Origin of the sequence: Nocardioides renjunii, assembly GCF_034661175.1 — a bacterium.
GTDB classification, from domain to species: domain Bacteria; phylum Actinomycetota; class Actinomycetes; order Propionibacteriales; family Nocardioidaceae; genus Nocardioides; species Nocardioides renjunii.
In genome coordinates, this window is record NZ_CP141058.1 from 510731 (window position 1) to 525493 (window position 14763).

At 72.6% G+C, this 14763-nt stretch carries 16 protein-coding genes; 14 read left to right on the plus strand and 2 right to left on the minus strand.

Features of this window, described 5'->3' with window-relative positions:
• Positions 1 to 93 precede the first annotated feature (93 nt).
• The 11 genes from SHK17_RS02345 to SHK17_RS02395 all read left to right on the plus strand — a co-directional run bounded on the left by SHK17_RS02345 (position 94) and on the right by SHK17_RS02395 (position 9918).
• Complete coding sequence (locus SHK17_RS02345) at positions 94 to 468, plus strand: response regulator (RefSeq protein ID WP_172269375.1); 375 nt, start codon at positions 94 to 96, stop codon at positions 466 to 468.
• Positions 469 to 532: 64 nt separating this feature from the next.
• A complete protein-coding gene (locus SHK17_RS02350; protein WP_322920961.1) occupies positions 533 to 2278 on the plus strand; it encodes a sensor histidine kinase in 1746 nt (581 codons plus the stop codon).
• A gap of 9 nt (positions 2279 to 2287) precedes the next feature.
• Positions 2288 to 2839 (plus strand): hypoxanthine phosphoribosyltransferase, encoded by a 552-nt coding sequence (hpt, locus tag SHK17_RS02355; RefSeq protein WP_172269379.1) that lies wholly within the window; start codon positions 2288 to 2290, stop codon positions 2837 to 2839.
• Between the two features lie 91 nt (positions 2840 to 2930).
• On the plus strand, positions 2931 to 4988 hold the full coding sequence (gene ftsH, locus SHK17_RS02360; protein ID WP_172269381.1) for an ATP-dependent zinc metalloprotease FtsH: 2058 nt from the start codon (positions 2931 to 2933) through the stop codon (positions 4986 to 4988).
• Between the two features lie 38 nt (positions 4989 to 5026).
• The gene (folE, locus tag SHK17_RS02365) at positions 5027 to 5602 is read left to right on the plus strand and encodes a GTP cyclohydrolase I FolE (protein ID WP_322425217.1); all 576 of its coding nucleotides are present in this window, start codon (positions 5027 to 5029) and stop codon (positions 5600 to 5602) included.
• 32 nt (positions 5603 to 5634) lie between these two features.
• The gene (gene folP / locus SHK17_RS02370; protein ID WP_322922003.1) at positions 5635 to 6501 is read left to right on the plus strand and encodes a dihydropteroate synthase; all 867 of its coding nucleotides are present in this window, start codon (positions 5635 to 5637) and stop codon (positions 6499 to 6501) included.
• Positions 6498 to 6872, plus strand: a complete 375-nt coding sequence (gene folB / locus SHK17_RS02375) for a dihydroneopterin aldolase (protein WP_172269385.1) — start codon at positions 6498 to 6500, stop codon at positions 6870 to 6872. Before folP ends, folB begins: the two co-directional genes overlap by 4 nt.
• Positions 6865 to 7434, plus strand: coding sequence for a 2-amino-4-hydroxy-6-hydroxymethyldihydropteridine diphosphokinase (gene folK, locus SHK17_RS02380; protein ID WP_322425104.1), 570 nt, complete (start codon positions 6865 to 6867; stop codon positions 7432 to 7434). The genes folB and folK overlap by 8 nt, the downstream gene beginning before the upstream one ends.
• Before the next feature lie 7 nt (positions 7435 to 7441).
• Positions 7442 to 7936, plus strand: coding sequence for a DUF3180 domain-containing protein (locus SHK17_RS02385; RefSeq protein WP_322920962.1), 495 nt, complete (start codon positions 7442 to 7444; stop codon positions 7934 to 7936).
• Positions 7937 to 7945: 9 nt separating this feature from the next.
• Positions 7946 to 8563: a hypothetical protein gene (locus tag SHK17_RS02390; RefSeq protein WP_322920963.1), complete on the plus strand. Its 618-nt coding sequence runs from the start codon at positions 7946 to 7948 to the stop codon at positions 8561 to 8563.
• Positions 8564 to 8817: 254 nt separating this feature from the next.
• The gene (locus SHK17_RS02395; protein WP_322920964.1) at positions 8818 to 9918 is read left to right on the plus strand and encodes a GNAT family N-acetyltransferase; all 1101 of its coding nucleotides are present in this window, start codon (positions 8818 to 8820) and stop codon (positions 9916 to 9918) included.
• A 2-nt stretch (positions 9919 to 9920) separates the two neighbouring features.
• Here the strand turns inward: SHK17_RS02395 and SHK17_RS02400 are convergent, their stop codons facing one another.
• Complete coding sequence (locus SHK17_RS02400; protein ID WP_405030390.1) at positions 9921 to 10955, minus strand: ABC transporter ATP-binding protein; 1035 nt, start codon at positions 10953 to 10955, stop codon at positions 9921 to 9923.
• Between SHK17_RS02400 and SHK17_RS02405 the strand changes: the two genes are divergently transcribed.
• The 3 genes from SHK17_RS02405 (at position 10954) to SHK17_RS02415 (ending at position 13436) form a co-directional block, all read left to right on the plus strand.
• Complete coding sequence (locus tag SHK17_RS02405) at positions 10954 to 11655, plus strand: ABC transporter permease (protein WP_172269393.1); 702 nt, start codon at positions 10954 to 10956, stop codon at positions 11653 to 11655. The two genes, SHK17_RS02400 and SHK17_RS02405, sit on opposite strands and share 2 nt — an antisense overlap.
• Positions 11634 to 12413 carry an ABC transporter permease gene (locus tag SHK17_RS02410; protein ID WP_322920965.1) on the plus strand — a complete coding sequence of 260 codons (780 nt, stop codon included), beginning with the start codon at positions 11634 to 11636 and terminating at the stop codon, positions 12411 to 12413. Before SHK17_RS02405 ends, SHK17_RS02410 begins: the two co-directional genes overlap by 22 nt.
• A gap of 63 nt (positions 12414 to 12476) precedes the next feature.
• Complete coding sequence (locus tag SHK17_RS02415; RefSeq protein WP_322920966.1) at positions 12477 to 13436, plus strand: glycine betaine ABC transporter substrate-binding protein; 960 nt, start codon at positions 12477 to 12479, stop codon at positions 13434 to 13436.
• A gap of 179 nt (positions 13437 to 13615) precedes the next feature.
• Here the strand turns inward: SHK17_RS02415 and SHK17_RS02420 are convergent, their stop codons facing one another.
• Complete coding sequence (locus tag SHK17_RS02420) at positions 13616 to 14728, minus strand: glycosyltransferase family 2 protein (RefSeq protein WP_322920967.1); 1113 nt, start codon at positions 14726 to 14728, stop codon at positions 13616 to 13618.
• Between the last annotated feature and the right edge of the window lie 35 nt (positions 14729 to 14763).

A 14763-nucleotide genomic window follows, 5' to 3' on the forward strand; every position in this document is an offset into this window, starting at 1 on the left:
CCCAGCAACGGAGCGGCGACACCTCACGACGGTGCAGAGTGGGTACCTCAGGATCGCGCGCCCGACGACGGCGCCGCCCGGAACGGGGGAGCCATGGACAGAGTGCTGGTCGTCGACGACGACGACGACATCCGTGACCTCATCGTGTTCGCCCTGCGCCGGCGCGGCTTCGAGGTGCACAGCTCCGGTGACCCGCTCGCCGCGCTGGCCTTCGCCACGGCCGAGGGCTGCACCGCCGCGGTGCTCGACTGGAGCATGCCGACGATGGACGGTGGCGAGCTGTGCGCCCGCCTCCGCGAGCTGCCCGACCTGCGCTCCGTGCCCATCGTGATCCTCACCGCGCACGCCGACGCGGAGACCCGGGAGAAGGCGTTCGCCGCCGGAGCGACCCGCTACGTCACCAAGCCGTTCTCGCTCAAGCACCTCGCCGAGGTGGTGGCCGAGCTCGTCGCCGCACCCGAGGGGTGAGACCGGTCGGCCAACTCGCCCAACTCCCGGACCGCGGGCCACCAGTCGACATACGATCCGACGCGTGGGGAAGCGGACTCGGGTGGAGGTCTGCGTGGGCGCCCTCGTCGTCGCGGCGGTGGTGGTCTACGCAGTCTCGGACAGTGCTGCCCTCGACCGGCTCGTCTACCTCGGCGTCCTGCTGGGAGCCAGCGCGGTGGCGTGGGTCGGAGCGCTCCGTAGCCCCGCGGAGCACCGGCGGTTCGGCTCGCTCGTCGCGGCCGGCATCCTGCTCACCGCGCTGGGCGACACCGCCTGGGAGCTGCTCGCGTGGCAGGGACGCGACACGGACGTCTCCGTCGCCGACCCCCTGTGGTTCGCCAGCTACGTCGTGCTGTGCGCCGCGCTGTGGGTGCTGCTGCGCCGCAGCGAGGTGGGTCGCGACGCCCAGGCGCTGGTGCTCGACGCGGTGACGATCGTGGTCGTCAGCATCCTGGTCTTCTGGAACTTCTCGATCCACACCATCGTCAACGACCAGCAGCTCGCCCCGCACGTCCGGGTGGCGTGGTCGGTCTACCCGGTTGCGGACGCCGTCCTGCTCGCGCTCGTGGCCCGGGTGCTGATGAGCCGGACGGCGCGCGCGCACCTCGAAGCGTCGTTCGGGATCGGCGTCGTCCTGTGGCTGGCCGCGGACATCGCCTGGCTGATGTCCGTCGAGGGCGACGCCGTGCTGCTCATGGACGCCGCCTGGATGGTCGCCCCGGTGCTGCTGGCCCGGAGCACGTGGCGCTCGGCCGAGTCGGGGGTGGACCGCGGTCCCGCCCTGCCCAACGGCCGCATGGTCCAGATGGGCATCGCGATCGTCCCCCTGCTGGTGCCTCCCGTGCTCATGCTCTTCGCCGACACCCGCGACGAGCTCGACCACCTCGTCCTGGTGGTCGTCGGCGCCACCACGCTGACCCTCCTGGCGTTCGTCCGGACGGCCCGGCTGATGCGCTCCGAGGAGCGCGCGCTGCGCGAGCTGGAGCTCGCGCGCGACGCCGCGCTCGACGCGTCGCGGGCCAAGTCGATGTTCCTCGCGACCATGAGCCACGAGATCCGCACGCCCCTCACCATGGTGCTGGGCACCGCCGAGCTGCTCGAGGACACCCCGCTGGACGAGGAGCAGGTGCACCTCCTCGCCACCATGCGACGCTCGGGCGACCACCTCACGGCCCTCGTGGACGACATCTTGGACTTCTCGCGGATCGAGGCCGGTCAGGTCTCGCTGACGGCGGAGCGGTTCGACGTCGCGGGCGTGGTCACCGACCTGGTCGGCGCCTACGCGCCCCGCGCGGCCCGTGCCGGCATCCGGTTCGAGCACCAGGTCGCCCCGGGCGTGCCCACCACGATGACGGGGGACCGGACCCGCGTGCTGCAGGTCGTGCGCAACCTGCTCGACAACGCGGTGAAGTTCACGCCGGAGGGAGGTGTACGCCTCGACGTGCGCCCGGCGGCCGACGCGGGGGGAGGGGTCGGTGCGGTGGAGGTCGCCGTCTCGGACACCGGGATCGGCATCGCCGAGGACGACCTCGCGACGGTCTTCGAGTCCTTCCGCCAGGTGGACGGCTCCACGACCCGCCCCTACGGCGGCAGCGGGCTCGGCCTGGCGATCTGCCGCCAGCTCGTGGAGCTGATGGGCGGCGAGCTCGACGTGACCAGCCGGTCCGGTCAGGGCAGCACCTTCGTCGCGCGCCTGCCCGTGGGCCCGCGCGAGGACTCCCGCGCGGACCCGCGCGAGAGCCGGACCCTCGCGCCGACCGGCGGCGGGGGCGCGCGGCGTACGCCCTAGGCTTCAGCCATGGACTCGTCCCACGTGGAGAACGACCTGGTCAACATCCTCTTCACCGAGGCCCAGATCCAGCAGCGGCTGGGCGAGATGGCGGTCCAGATCACCGAGGACTACGAGGGCCGCGACCTCCTCGTGGTGGGCGTGCTCCGCGGCGCCGTCATGGTGATGGCCGACCTCTCCCGCGCCATGCCGCGCCACCTCGAGATGGACTGGATGGCCGTCAGCTCCTACGGGTCCGGCACCAAGTCGAGCGGGGTGGTCCGCATCCTCAAGGACCTCGACACCGACATCAGCGGCCGCGACGTGCTCATCGTCGACGAGATCATCGACACCGGGCTCACGCTGAGCTGGCTGGTCAACAACCTCTCCAGCCGCAACCCGGCCAGCGTCGAGATCGCCACGCTGCTGCGCAAGCCCGAGGCCCTCTCGATGCCCGTCGAGCCCAAGTACGTCGGCTGGGACATCCCCAACGAGTTCGTCGTCGGCTACGGCCTCGACTACCGCGAGCGCTACCGCAACCTGCGCGACATCGGCACCCTCGCGCCCCACGTCTACTCGTGATCGCGGGCGCCGCTTCACCCCGCCTGAAAGAATGAGCGCCCGAGCGGCGTGTAGCGTCGCCTCCTCAACTCCGAACCGGTGAAAGTTACCTGTGAAGCGCATATTCAAGGGTCCCTGGCTGTGGATCGTCCTGTCCGCCTTCGCGGTGCTGCTCGCGATCCAGTTCCTCGCGCCCAGCGACGGCTACGACGAGGTCGAGACCTCGACCCTCTCCACCTACATCTCCGACGGTGACGTCGAGGAGATCGAGTTCAACGGCGTCGACTACGAGATGCGCGCCACGCTCGACGACGGCGTCCGCGACAGCGGGGAGAAGGTCGTCGCCTCCTACGTCACCGGCCAGGAGGAGACGCTGATCGCGGCCGTGGAGGAGCAGGTCGACGAGGGGACCATCGAGTCCTACAAGGCCGAGACCCCCCAGCCGAGCTTCCTCGGCTCGCTGCTCGCGACCCTCCTGCCGTTCGCGCTCATCATCCTGCTCTTCATCTTCTTGATGAACCAGGCCCAGGGCGGCGGCGGACGCGGCGTCATGCAGTTCGCCAAGTCCAAGGCCAAGCTGATCACCAAGGACATGCCGAAGACGACCTTCAGCGACGTCGCCGGCTGCGAGGAGGCGATCGAGGAGCTCGGCGAGATCAAGGAGTTCCTCACCGACCCGGCCAAGTTCCAGGCCGTCGGCGCCAAGATCCCCAAGGGCGTCCTGCTCTACGGCCCTCCCGGCACGGGCAAGACCCTGCTCGCCCGCGCCGTCGCCGGCGAGGCCGGCACCCCGTTCTACTCCATCTCCGGCTCCGACTTCGTCGAGATGTTCGTCGGTGTCGGCGCGAGCCGCGTGCGCGACCTGTTCGAGCAGGCCAAGGAGAACGCACCTGCTATCGTCTTCATCGACGAGATCGACGCCGTGGGACGCCACCGCGGCGCCGGCATGGGCGGCGGCCACGACGAGCGCGAGCAGACCCTCAACCAGCTGCTGGTCGAGATGGACGGCTTCGACGTGCGCGGCGGGGTCATCCTCATCGCGGCCACCAACCGGCCCGACGTCCTCGACCCCGCGCTGCTGCGCCCGGGCCGCTTCGACCGCCAGATCCAGGTGGACGCCCCCGACCTCAACGGCCGCCACCAGATCCTCAAGGTCCACTCGCGCGGCAAGCCGATCGCGCAGGACATCGACCTGCTCAGCATCGCGCGCCGCACGCCCGGCTTCACCGGCGCCGACCTGGCCAACGTGCTCAACGAGGCCGCGCTCCTCACCGCTCGCGGCAACGCCAAGATGATCACCGACGAGGCCCTCGACGAAGCCATCGACCGCGTCATCGCCGGCCCGCAGCGTCGTACGCGCCTGATGAGCGAGCGCGAGAAGCTCATCACCGCCTACCACGAGGGCGGCCACGCCCTGGTGGCCGCGGCGCTGCCCGGCACCGACCCGGTGCACAAGGTGACGATCCTGCCGCGCGGCCGTGCGCTCGGCTACACGATGGTCCTGCCCGACCGCGACAAGTACTCCCAGACGCGCAGCGAGATGCTCGACTCCCTCGCCTACATGCTCGGCGGCATGGCCGCGGAGGCGCTGATCTTCCACGACGTCACGTCGGGCGCCGGCAACGACATCGAGAAGGCCACCAGCCTGGCCCGCGCAATGGTGACCCAGTACGGCATGACCGAGCGCCTCGGCGCGGTCAAGCTCGGCGACAGCAACTCCGAGCCGTTCCTGGGCCGCGACATGGGCCACACCCGCAACTACTCCGAGGAGACCGCCGCCGCGGTCGACGAGGAGATCAAGAAGCTGCTGGGCCAGGCGCACCAGGAGGCCTTCGAGATCCTCGAGACCAACCGTGACGTCCTAGACTCCCTGGTGCTGGCGCTCCTCGACAGGGAGACCCTCGACAAGGGCGAGATCGCCACGATCTTCGAGCCGCTCAACCGTCGGTCCGCGCGACCGGCCTGGACCGGCTCGCCGGAGCGGGTGCCCTCGACCATCCCGCCGGTCGACATCCCGCAGGAGATCCGCGACCGCGTGCACGCGGGCGCGCTCGCCCCGGAGTCCTCGGGCGGCGCCATCCTGACGCCCCCGGGTGCCGGTGGTGACATCCACGGCGCCCCCGAGCTCGGCCCGGACACCCCGACGCCGCCGCACCCGGACGCACCGTGACCGACCCGATCACGGTCCCGGAGCGGGCGCCCGAGGAGGTGCCCGACTTCGACCACGAGCGGGCCGAGGCAGCCGTGCGCGAGCTGCTGGCCGCGATGGGGGAGGACCCCTCCCGCGAGGGCCTGCTCGACACGCCGGCGCGGGTCGCACGGGCGTACGCCGAGATGACGCTGGGCATGCGCCAGACGGCCCGCGACGTGCTGACCACCACCTTCGACATCGGCCACGAGGAGATGGTGCTGGTCCGTGACATCGAGCTGTGGTCGATGTGCGAGCACCACCTCGTGCCGTTCACCGGGGTCGCCCACGTCGGCTACATCCCCGCCGAGACCGGCAAGATCACCGGGCTGTCCAAGCTGGCCCGGCTCGTCGACGTCTACGCCCGGCGCCCGCAGGTGCAGGAGCGGCTGACCACCCAGGTCGCCGACTCGCTCATGGAGATCCTCGAGGCGCGCGGCGTGATCGTCGTGATCGAGGCCGAGCACCTCTGCATGACCATGCGCGGCGTGCGCAAGGCCGGCGCGCGCACGATCACGTCCGCGGTGCGCGGCGCGATGCTGACCAACCAGGCCACCCGCGCCGAGGCGATGGCGTTGATCTCGGGCACCAGGTGACCGAGGGCCGTCGCCCACGTGCTCCCCGGGTGATGGGGGTCGTCAACGTCACCCCGGACTCGTTCTCCGACGGCGGCCGCTGGGACACCACGGAGGCGGCGGTGGACCACGGCCGCGCCCTCCTCGCCCAAGGGGCCGACCTGCTCGACATCGGTGGCGAGTCCACCCGCCCGGGCGCCACCCGCCCGCTCGTCGAGGAGGAGCTCGACCGGGTCGTGCCGGTGATCCGCGAGCTCGCCGCGAGCGGTGCGCTGCTCTCCGTGGACACGATGCGCTCCGAGGTCGCCGAGGCGGCGCTGGCCGCCGGGGCACGGATCGTCAACGACGTGTCGGGCGGCCTGGCCGACCCGCGGGTGCTCGACGTCGTCGCCGACCACGGCGCCTCCTACGTCGCCATGCACTGGCGCGCGCACGCCGACCGGATGCGCGACTTCGCCGACTACTCCCCGCACGGCGTGGTGGAGTCCGTCCGCCGCGAGCTGGGCGACCGCCTCGAGGCGATCGAGGCGGCCGGGGTGCCGCGCGAGCGGGTCGTGCTCGACCCCGGCCTGGGCTTCGCCAAGGAGGGCCACCACAACTGGGAGCTGCTGGCCTCGCTCGGCTCGCTGCGCGAGCTGGGCTGCCCCCTGCTGGTCGGGGCGAGCCGCAAGTCCTTCCTCGGCCGGCTGCTCGCCGTCGACGGCGAGCCGCGGCCCGTGGACGGGCGCGAATACGCCCACGCGGCCCTCGTCGCGCTGCTGGCCGCCCGCGGCGTCGACTGCCTGCGCGTGCACGACGTACGCGCCACGCGGGACGCGCTCGCCGTCGTCGCGGCGATGGGAGCGGCGATTGGCGAGTCCTCCGACGCCCCACAGGCTGACGCCACCGACCCGCTGTCCCACTGGGAGGACCACGCATGACCGACGAGCTGTCCGTGACGGGCATCGAGTGCTGGGCCCACCACGGCGTCTTCGACTTCGAGCGGCGCGAGGGGCAGACCTTCGTCGTCGACCTGGTGCTGGGGATCGACACGCGTCGCGCGGCCGCCACCGACGACCTGGTGGAGACGGTGAACTACGGCACCCTGACCGCCGACGTGAAGGCCGCCGTGGAGCGCGATCCGGTGGACCTGATAGAAACCGTCGCGCAACGCATCGCCGATGTGTGCCTGTTGGACACTCGTGTTGAATGGGCGCGAGTCACGCTCCACAAACCTGATGCACCCATCGACGCGACGTACTCGGACGTCGCGCTGACGATCACCAGAACGCGAGGCAACGCTCATGACTGAGACACCCAATCCCAACCTCGTGGATGCCGACTCCCTCACCGGAGAGATGCACCCGATCCGCCGGGTGGTGGTCGCTCTCGGATCCAACCTCGGTGAGCGGCTGTCGTCCCTGCAGGGAGCGGTGGACGCGCTCGCCGACACCCCCGACTTCTTCGTCACCGGCGTCTCGCCGGTCTACGAGACCGCCCCGGTCGACTCGCCCGACGGCTCCGGTCCCTACCTCAACGCGGTCGTCCTCGCCGACACCACGCTGCCTGCCGCGCGCCTGATGGAGCGCGCGCTGGCGATCGAGGACGCCTACGAGCGCGAGCGCACCCACGTCCGCAACGCCCCCCGGACGCTCGACGTCGACCTCGTCGTGGTCGGCGACCGCCGCTCCGACGAGGACTTCCTCCGCCTGCCGCACCCGCGCGCCCACGAGCGGGCGTTCGTGTTGCAGCCCTGGCACGACCTCGAGCCCGACGCCGTCTTCCCCGACCGCGGCCCCATCGCCGACCTGCTGATGGCGGCGGACTCGACGGGAGTCAAGAAGCGCGACGACCTCACGCTCGAGGTCGAGTGACCCGCTGGTGAGCCAGCCCGGACCGGACGACGAGCCGACGGAGCCACACGGGTCGCTGCGTCCGACGTCGGCGCGGGCGCTGACGACCTGCGCCGTGGTCGGGCTGGTCCTCGGGTGGGGGATCCACCCGCTGATGGTCCGCGTCGGTGGCAGCGCGCCGCTGGTCTCGTGGTCCCAGGCCCTCGCGCTGGTCCTCGTCGCGCTCATCATGTCGTTCCTCGCGTGGCACACCTGGCAGACGGTCCAGGTGCGCGGCGAGCGGCTCGAGCCGCACCAGGCGGTCAACCGCCTCGTCCTGGCCCGGGCGTGCGCGCTCGGTGGCACGCTGGTGGGCGCCGGCTACGTCGGCTACGCCGTCAGCTGGCTGGGTGACGACTCGCAGTACGCCGACCGCTGGATCCTGCGCGCCCTGGTGGCGGCGGTCGCCGGCGCGGTCGTGGCCCTCGCCTCACTGGCCCTCGAGCGTGCGTGTCGCACGGACGGGGGCCGGCCGCAGGCCTAGGGTGGCGCCATGCCTTCCCAGCAGCCCCAGCAGTCACAGGCGTCCCGCGCGGCGGCACGTCGTCGCCAGCGCAGCACGCGCCTGGTCGTCGCCGTCGTCCTCCTCGCCGTCGCCGCCGCGGTCGTCGTGGCCGCGCTGGTGTCCTCGTCGGCCGGCCTGACCGCAGTCGCTGCCGTGGTGGCCCTCGTCCTCGGGGCGGCCGCCACCCGCATCACCCACTCCGAGCTCATGCAGGCCCGCCGCGACGCCGCGCGCGACCGCGCCCAGCAGGCCCAGGACTACCGCGTCCTCACCGAGCAGCGCACCGAGGAGGCCGCCGCCTTCGCCGCCGACATGCGCCGCAAGATCGCCGACCGCGAGGAGGCGCTCGCCGTGCTCGAGCGCGCGCTGTCGACGGCCCAGAAGTCCGCCGCCGAGTCACAGCTCAAGCGCGGCCAGGAAGCCCGTCGCGCCGACGCCGCCGAGCGTGGCCGCGAGATCGCAGAGCGGGGCCGTGACGACGCCGAGGGGCGCGCCGCCGAGGCCATCGTGATCGTCGCCGAGCTCGAGGCCGAGCTCGACGTGGTCCGCGCCGAGCTCGACGCCCTGCGCGCCACCGTCGCGCGCAGCGCCCACCGCAGCGCCTGACCGCCCTCCCCGTCTCACCGCCGGCCCGTGCTGCCCCGCCGGGCGGTGAGTGACGCAGCTTCTCGTGACGCAGAACCTGCCTCACCACCGCCGAGGCGATCGAGCGGTGAGTGAGGCAGCTTCTCGTGACGCAGAACCTGCCTCACCCACCGCCGAGGCGATCGGGCGGTGAGTGAGGCAGGTTTTCTGCATCCGGACCCTGCCTCACTCACCGCCGGGGTGGGCCGTGACGGCGTACGGAACAATGGCCGACCGTGATCCCCGAGGACAACAGGTTCGAGAGCGATCCCGCCGACGCGCTGCCCGAGGACCCGGGCCTGCCTCGCGGCTGGGTCGTCGAGGCACCTGACGGCGCCGACGCGGCCACCGTCGAGCGGCTGGCGGAGCTGCTGCGCGGCCACGAGCGCGCCGGCCGCGGCTGGGCGGGCTCGGGCACGGACGAGGTCCTCGTCGAGGTCTCCGAGCGCGGCCTGCTGATGCGGGAGAACGTCGTCGTGCGCGACCCGGACGGCGTCGTCCGGGCGTGGGGGAGCGTCCACGACCGCGCCGAGGGCCGGATGCTCCTCGTCCACATCGTCGACCGCGCGGTCGACGACGCGGTGGCCGACCGGTGCAGCGCCGTCCTCTTCGAGTGGGCCGAGGCGCAGGCGCAGGCAGTCGGCGCCGCGCGGGGGCTCGAGGTGCAGCAGATCGACACGGGCGCGTTCGCCGACGACGAGCGCCAGCACGCCTGGCTGGCCGCAGCCGGCTTCGAGAAGGTCCGCACCTGGTGGCAGATGAGCCGCTCCGTCGAGCCAGCGGAGGCGGAGCTGGTGCCCGACCCGGCGCGCTGGGAGCGCAAGGGCGTCGTCTTCCGCCTCGTCGAGCGGCAGGGCGGCCCGGACTCGGACGGCATGCCCGACGAGGCCGACCTGCGCGCGGTCCATGAGGTGCTCGAGGGGGCCTTCACCGACCACTTCAACTCCGCCGAGGAGACCTTCCAGGAGTTCATCCATCGCCTGCGCGAGGACCCCGGGCACCGCTGGGACCACTGGTGGCTCGCCGAGGTCGCGGACGAGGCGACCGGCGCGGTGGAGCCGGCCGGCGCGCTGGTCGGCAGCGTGAGCGAGTCCGCCACCGGCCCGGACGGGTCGTACGTCGCCTACCTCGGGGTCCTCGAGTCCGCCCGGGGCCGCGGCGTCGCCTCCGGCCTGCTCCGCACGATCATCGCCGACGCGGCCTCGCGCGGCCGTGACCGCGTCGGCCTCGAGGTCGACGCCGACTCCCCGACCGGCGCGGACGGGATCTACACCGCGATGGGCTGGGGCACCACGTACGTCACCGAGTCCTGGCACCGGGATGTGCCGGTCACGTAGCGCTAGGCGCGCAGGGACTCCCGCAGCGCCCGGTGCACCCCGGCCGGGGTGAGCACGCCGAGGAACGTCGGGCCGCGACGCACGCCGACCATCGGCTTGTCGTGGCGCAGCATCGCGGCGAGCGCCTCCTCGAGCGAGGAGTCGATGTCGATGGCCGAGCCGAGGTCACCGGTGGAGACGCCGTCGAGGGGCTCGAGGTGCTCCGCGCGCAGCCGGGTGACGGAGAGCCCGCGCAGCCCGCCGGCGCCCACGAAGTCGGCCACCTGGTCGTCGGCCGGGCGCGCGAGCAGCTCGACGGGGGTGGCGAACTGGGCGAGCCGACCGCCGACGGCGAAGACAGCCACCCGGTCGCCCATGCGGATCGCCTCGTCGATGTCGTGGGTCACCAGCACCACGGTCTTGCCGAGCTCCTCCTGGAGCCGGCGGAACTCGTCCTGCAGCCCGCGGCGCACCACGGGGTCGACGGCGCCGAACGGCTCGTCCATCAGCAGGACCGGCGGGTTGGCCGCCAGCGCCCGCGCGACGCCGACGCGCTGGCGCTGCCCGCCCGAGAGCTCGTGGGGGTAGCGGCGGGCGTACTGCTCGGGGTCGAGCCCGACCGTCGCGAGCAGCTCGTGGGCCCGCTCGCGGGCGGTGGCCTTCGACTCGCCGTAGAGCAGCGGCACCGTCATCACGTTCTGCTCGATGCGCTGGTGGGGGAACAGGCCGATCTGCTGGATGACGTAGCCGATGCCGCGCCGCATCGCGACCGGGTCCTCCCCGGTGACGTCGTGGCCGTCGAGCCAGATGCGGCCGGTGGTCGGCTCGATGAGCCGGTTGATCATCTTCAGCGTCGTCGACTTGCCGCAGCCCGACGGGCCCACGAGGCAGACCATCTCGCCGCGGCCGACGTCGAGGTCGAGCTCGTGCACGGCGACGGTGCCGTCGGGATAGGTCTTGCCGACCCCCTCGAGGCGGATCATCGCGTCACTCGAGCCGGTGGCCCCGCCGGTCCTCGCGGGTGGCGTCGATCCGGCGACCGAGGCGGTAGCGTCCATGCTCGTGACACTACTGGTGAGCGCGGCGGAGCCGAGCTGTTACAGCCGGTTCGTCAACGAGTGGTTCTGCTGGCAGTACGTCGAGGACCGGCACGAGCAGATCACCGACGCGCTCGTCCAGCACGTCGCCATCACCCTCGCCGCGCTGGCGCTCGGCGTGGTGCTGGCCTTCCCGCTCGCCCTGCTCGCCCGCCGCTACACGCGGCTCGAGTCGGCGGTGCTCGGCTTCAGCGCCGGGCTCTACACGATCCCGTCGCTCGCCCTGCTGCCGCTGCTGGTGCCCTTCACGGGGCTCTCCCCGGCGACCGTCGTCATCGGGCTCGGGCTCTACGCGTTGACGATCCTGGTGCGCGCGCTGCTCGACGGTCTGCGCTCGGTGCCCGACGAGGTGCGCGAGGCGGCGCGGGGACTGGGCTACGGCAGGGCGCGGATGCTGACCCGCGTCGAGCTGCCGCTGGCATTGCCGGTCGCGATGGCCGGGCTGCGCGTCGCGGCGGTGTCCACGATCGCGCTCACGACCGTCGGCACCCTGGTGTCCTACGGCGGGCTCGGCAACCTCATCTCGCACGGTGTCGCCCGCGACTTCCGCGCCGAGCTCATGACCGCGGCCGTGCTCTGCGTCGTGCTCGCGCTGGTGCTGGACGTCCTGCTCGTGGTGCTGCAACGGGTGCTCACGCCGTGGACGGCGGGGACGCGCTGATGGAGCTCTTCGCCGAGACCTGGCAGTACCTCCTCGACCCCGACAGCTGGACGGGCGCCGGCGGGTTCGTGGCCCGCCTGCTCGAGCAGCTGCTGCTCACCGCCACGGCGCTCGTCGCCGCCATGCTGCTCGGACTGCCGCTCGCGCTGTGGCTGGGCCACATCGGTCGCGGCGGCTTCCTCGCCGTCAACGTCTCCAACGTCGGCCGTGCGGTCCCCACCTTCGCCCTGCTCGCGCTGCTGGTGGCCGCCGACTGGCCCGGCTCGGCCGACTTCGGTCCCTACGGACGCGCCGGCCTGGCCACCCTCATCGCCCTGGTCCTCTTCGCCCTGCCGCCGCTCATCACCAACGGCTACGTCGCGATGCGGGAGGTGTCGCCCGACGTGCTGGAGGCCGCCGACGGCATGGGGATGTCGTCGGCGCAGCGCTTCCGGCGGGTCGAGCTGCCGCTCGCGCTGCCGGTGGTCGCCTCGGGCGTACGCCTCGCGCTGGTGCAGGTCTGGGCGACGGCCACCATCGCGGCGCTGGTCGCGGGGCCCGGTCTCGGCCGGATCATCACCGAGGGATTCGCCCGCAACGACTACGCCCAGGGGATGGCCGGCGCGGTCGTCGTCGCCGTCGTCGCGCTGGTGCTCGAGGTGGCCGCCGCGGCCCTGCAGCGGGCGGTCGACCCCATGCCGCGGGGTCCGTCACCGGATCGTGATGAGGCGTTGTCGGTGCGCTCGGCTACGGTGACGGAGGCCCCCACCGGGGGCTGAGCGGCACCGCTCGCATCACCGGACACGCGTGGCTCGGCCACGGGACACAGAAGGTTGAACGACATGCACGTACGACGTCCGCTCATGGCAGTGACCGGCTTGGCGCTCGCCGCCCTGCTGGCCGGCTGCGCCGGCGACGACCTCGCCGAGGACAACGACGACCCCACCACCTCGGGCTCCGGCTCGGGCGGCTCCGGCGAGGGCACCTCCGTGGTGATCGGCAGCCAGAGCTTCGACGAGGCAGCCCTCGTCACCGCGATGTACCAGGAGGTCCTCGAGGCCGAGGGCTACGAGGTGGAGACCCGCCTGGTCGACACCCGCCCGGTCTACCTCAACGAGATGCCCGACGCCGTCCAGATCGCGCCGGAGTACGTCGCCGGCATCGTCGACCAGCTCAACACCGACGCCAACGGTCCCGACGCCGAGCCGCTCTCCACCAGCGACGCCCAGGAGACGATCGACGCCGGGGCGACCCTGCTGGAGGAGAAGGGCATCACGCTCCTCGAGCCCTCGGAGGCGTTCTCCGCCAACGGCTACTTCGCCAGCCAGGAGTTCTCCGACGCCGAGGGCGTCACCAAGCTGTCCGACCTCGAGGGGCAGGCGGTCACGCTCGCCGCCGCGCCGGACTGCAAGGGCCGCACCGACTGCGAGAAGGGCCTCGTCGACACCTACGGCATCGACATCACCCTCGAGCCGCTGGGCTACGCCTCGACCGAGACGTTCCAGGCGGTGCTCGACGGTGAGGCCCAGATCGGCCAGACCAGCACGCTCGACGGCACCCTGGAGGACCAGGGCCTGCTGCTGCTCGAGGACGACAAGGGCATCCAGCCCGCGCAGAACCTCGTCCCCGCCGTGTCGTCGGAGTTCCTCGCCGACCACCCGGACGTCGAGGGCACCCTCAACGACCTGATGGCCGCGCTGGACAACGAGACGCTCGGCCAGCTGCTCGTCCAGGTCCAGATCGACCGCGAGGAGCCGGCCGCCGTCGCGCAGGAGTTCCTCGAGTCCGAAGGCCTGCTCTGATCCCCGCCTGACCGTTCAGCCTGGCCGTTCACCACGGTGTGCAGCCGCCCGGGCACGTCCCTCGATCACGTGACCGAGGGGCGTGCCCGTCGGTCTGCACACCGTGGTGAAGCAGCACCGTCGTGAAGCAGCAGCGTCGTGAAGCAGCAGCGCGAGGGGGAGCGGCGCCGGGGCCGAGCTCACACCTCGTGCTCCCGCAGCGCCAGCGCCTCGGGCGGTACGGTGCTGTCGTCGAGCACGGAGTGCGGCACCGAGAGCCGCCAGGCGCCGGTGGCGACGTCCTGCACCCGGGGTGCCGGGCCGTCGAGCGTCCCCGCCCACTCCATCAGCGAGACCACGTCCGCGCGCCGGTCCTCGGCGACCAGCCACCCCGCCAGCCGGTGCACCGGCGGCAGCCCGCTGTGCACCAGTGAGCGCTGCCCCCACAGCTCGAGCACCCCGGCGCGCAGCAGCCGCCACCACGGGTCGGGAGCCCCCGGCACGAGCAGGAAGTAGCGCCACAGGTCGCCGGCCAGCACCCGGTCGACGAAGACCTGCTCGACCTCGGCCGAGCCGTGCGCGCGCACGGACGCCAGGGCCTGCCGCTTGGTCTCCCACCGGTCGGCGAGGTCCTCCATCGACGACGCGCGGCTCTGGGTGATCGAGCCCTCCCGGATGCGCCAGCGGTAGACCACCTCGTCGAGCACGTCGAACGACCCGTCGAGGAACGACCGGGTGGTGGTGGGCTGGTCCTCGTAGCGCAGGCCCTCGGGCCAGGCCAGGCCCGACGCGTCCCAGAAGGAGCGGCGCCACACCTTGTTCCAGGCGAAGACGTCGCCGAGGATCTCGGGCCGGTCCTCGATCCGCGCGCCCCGCAGCGGCCGGTGCAGCCGGCGCATCCACGGCGGCTCGACCAGCCGGTCACCCTCCCAGCGCACGACCGACCCGGTCGCGAAGTCGGAGCCCGACCGCTGGAGGGCCCCGACGAGGTCGGCGTACGCCGTCGGCGGCAGGACGTCGTCGGAGTCGAGGAACGCGAGGTAGTCGCCGCGCACGTGTGCGGCGCCGAGGTTGCGGGCCGCGCCGAGGCCGCCGTTGGCCGAGTGCACGACGCTGATGCGGCTGTCCCGGCGGGCCCACTCGTCCGCGATCTCGCCGGTCCGGTCGGTCGCGCCGTCGTCGACGACCACCGCCTCCCACCGCGTGTGGGTCTGCGCCAGCAGTGAGCGGACGCAGTCGTCGAGGTAGTCCTCCACGCCCCAGGCGGGGACCACCACGCCGAGGAGGGGAGCCCGGGAGAACAGCCGCTTCATGTCGCGCGAGCCTAGTGGTGCGCGGCTCGGGAGCC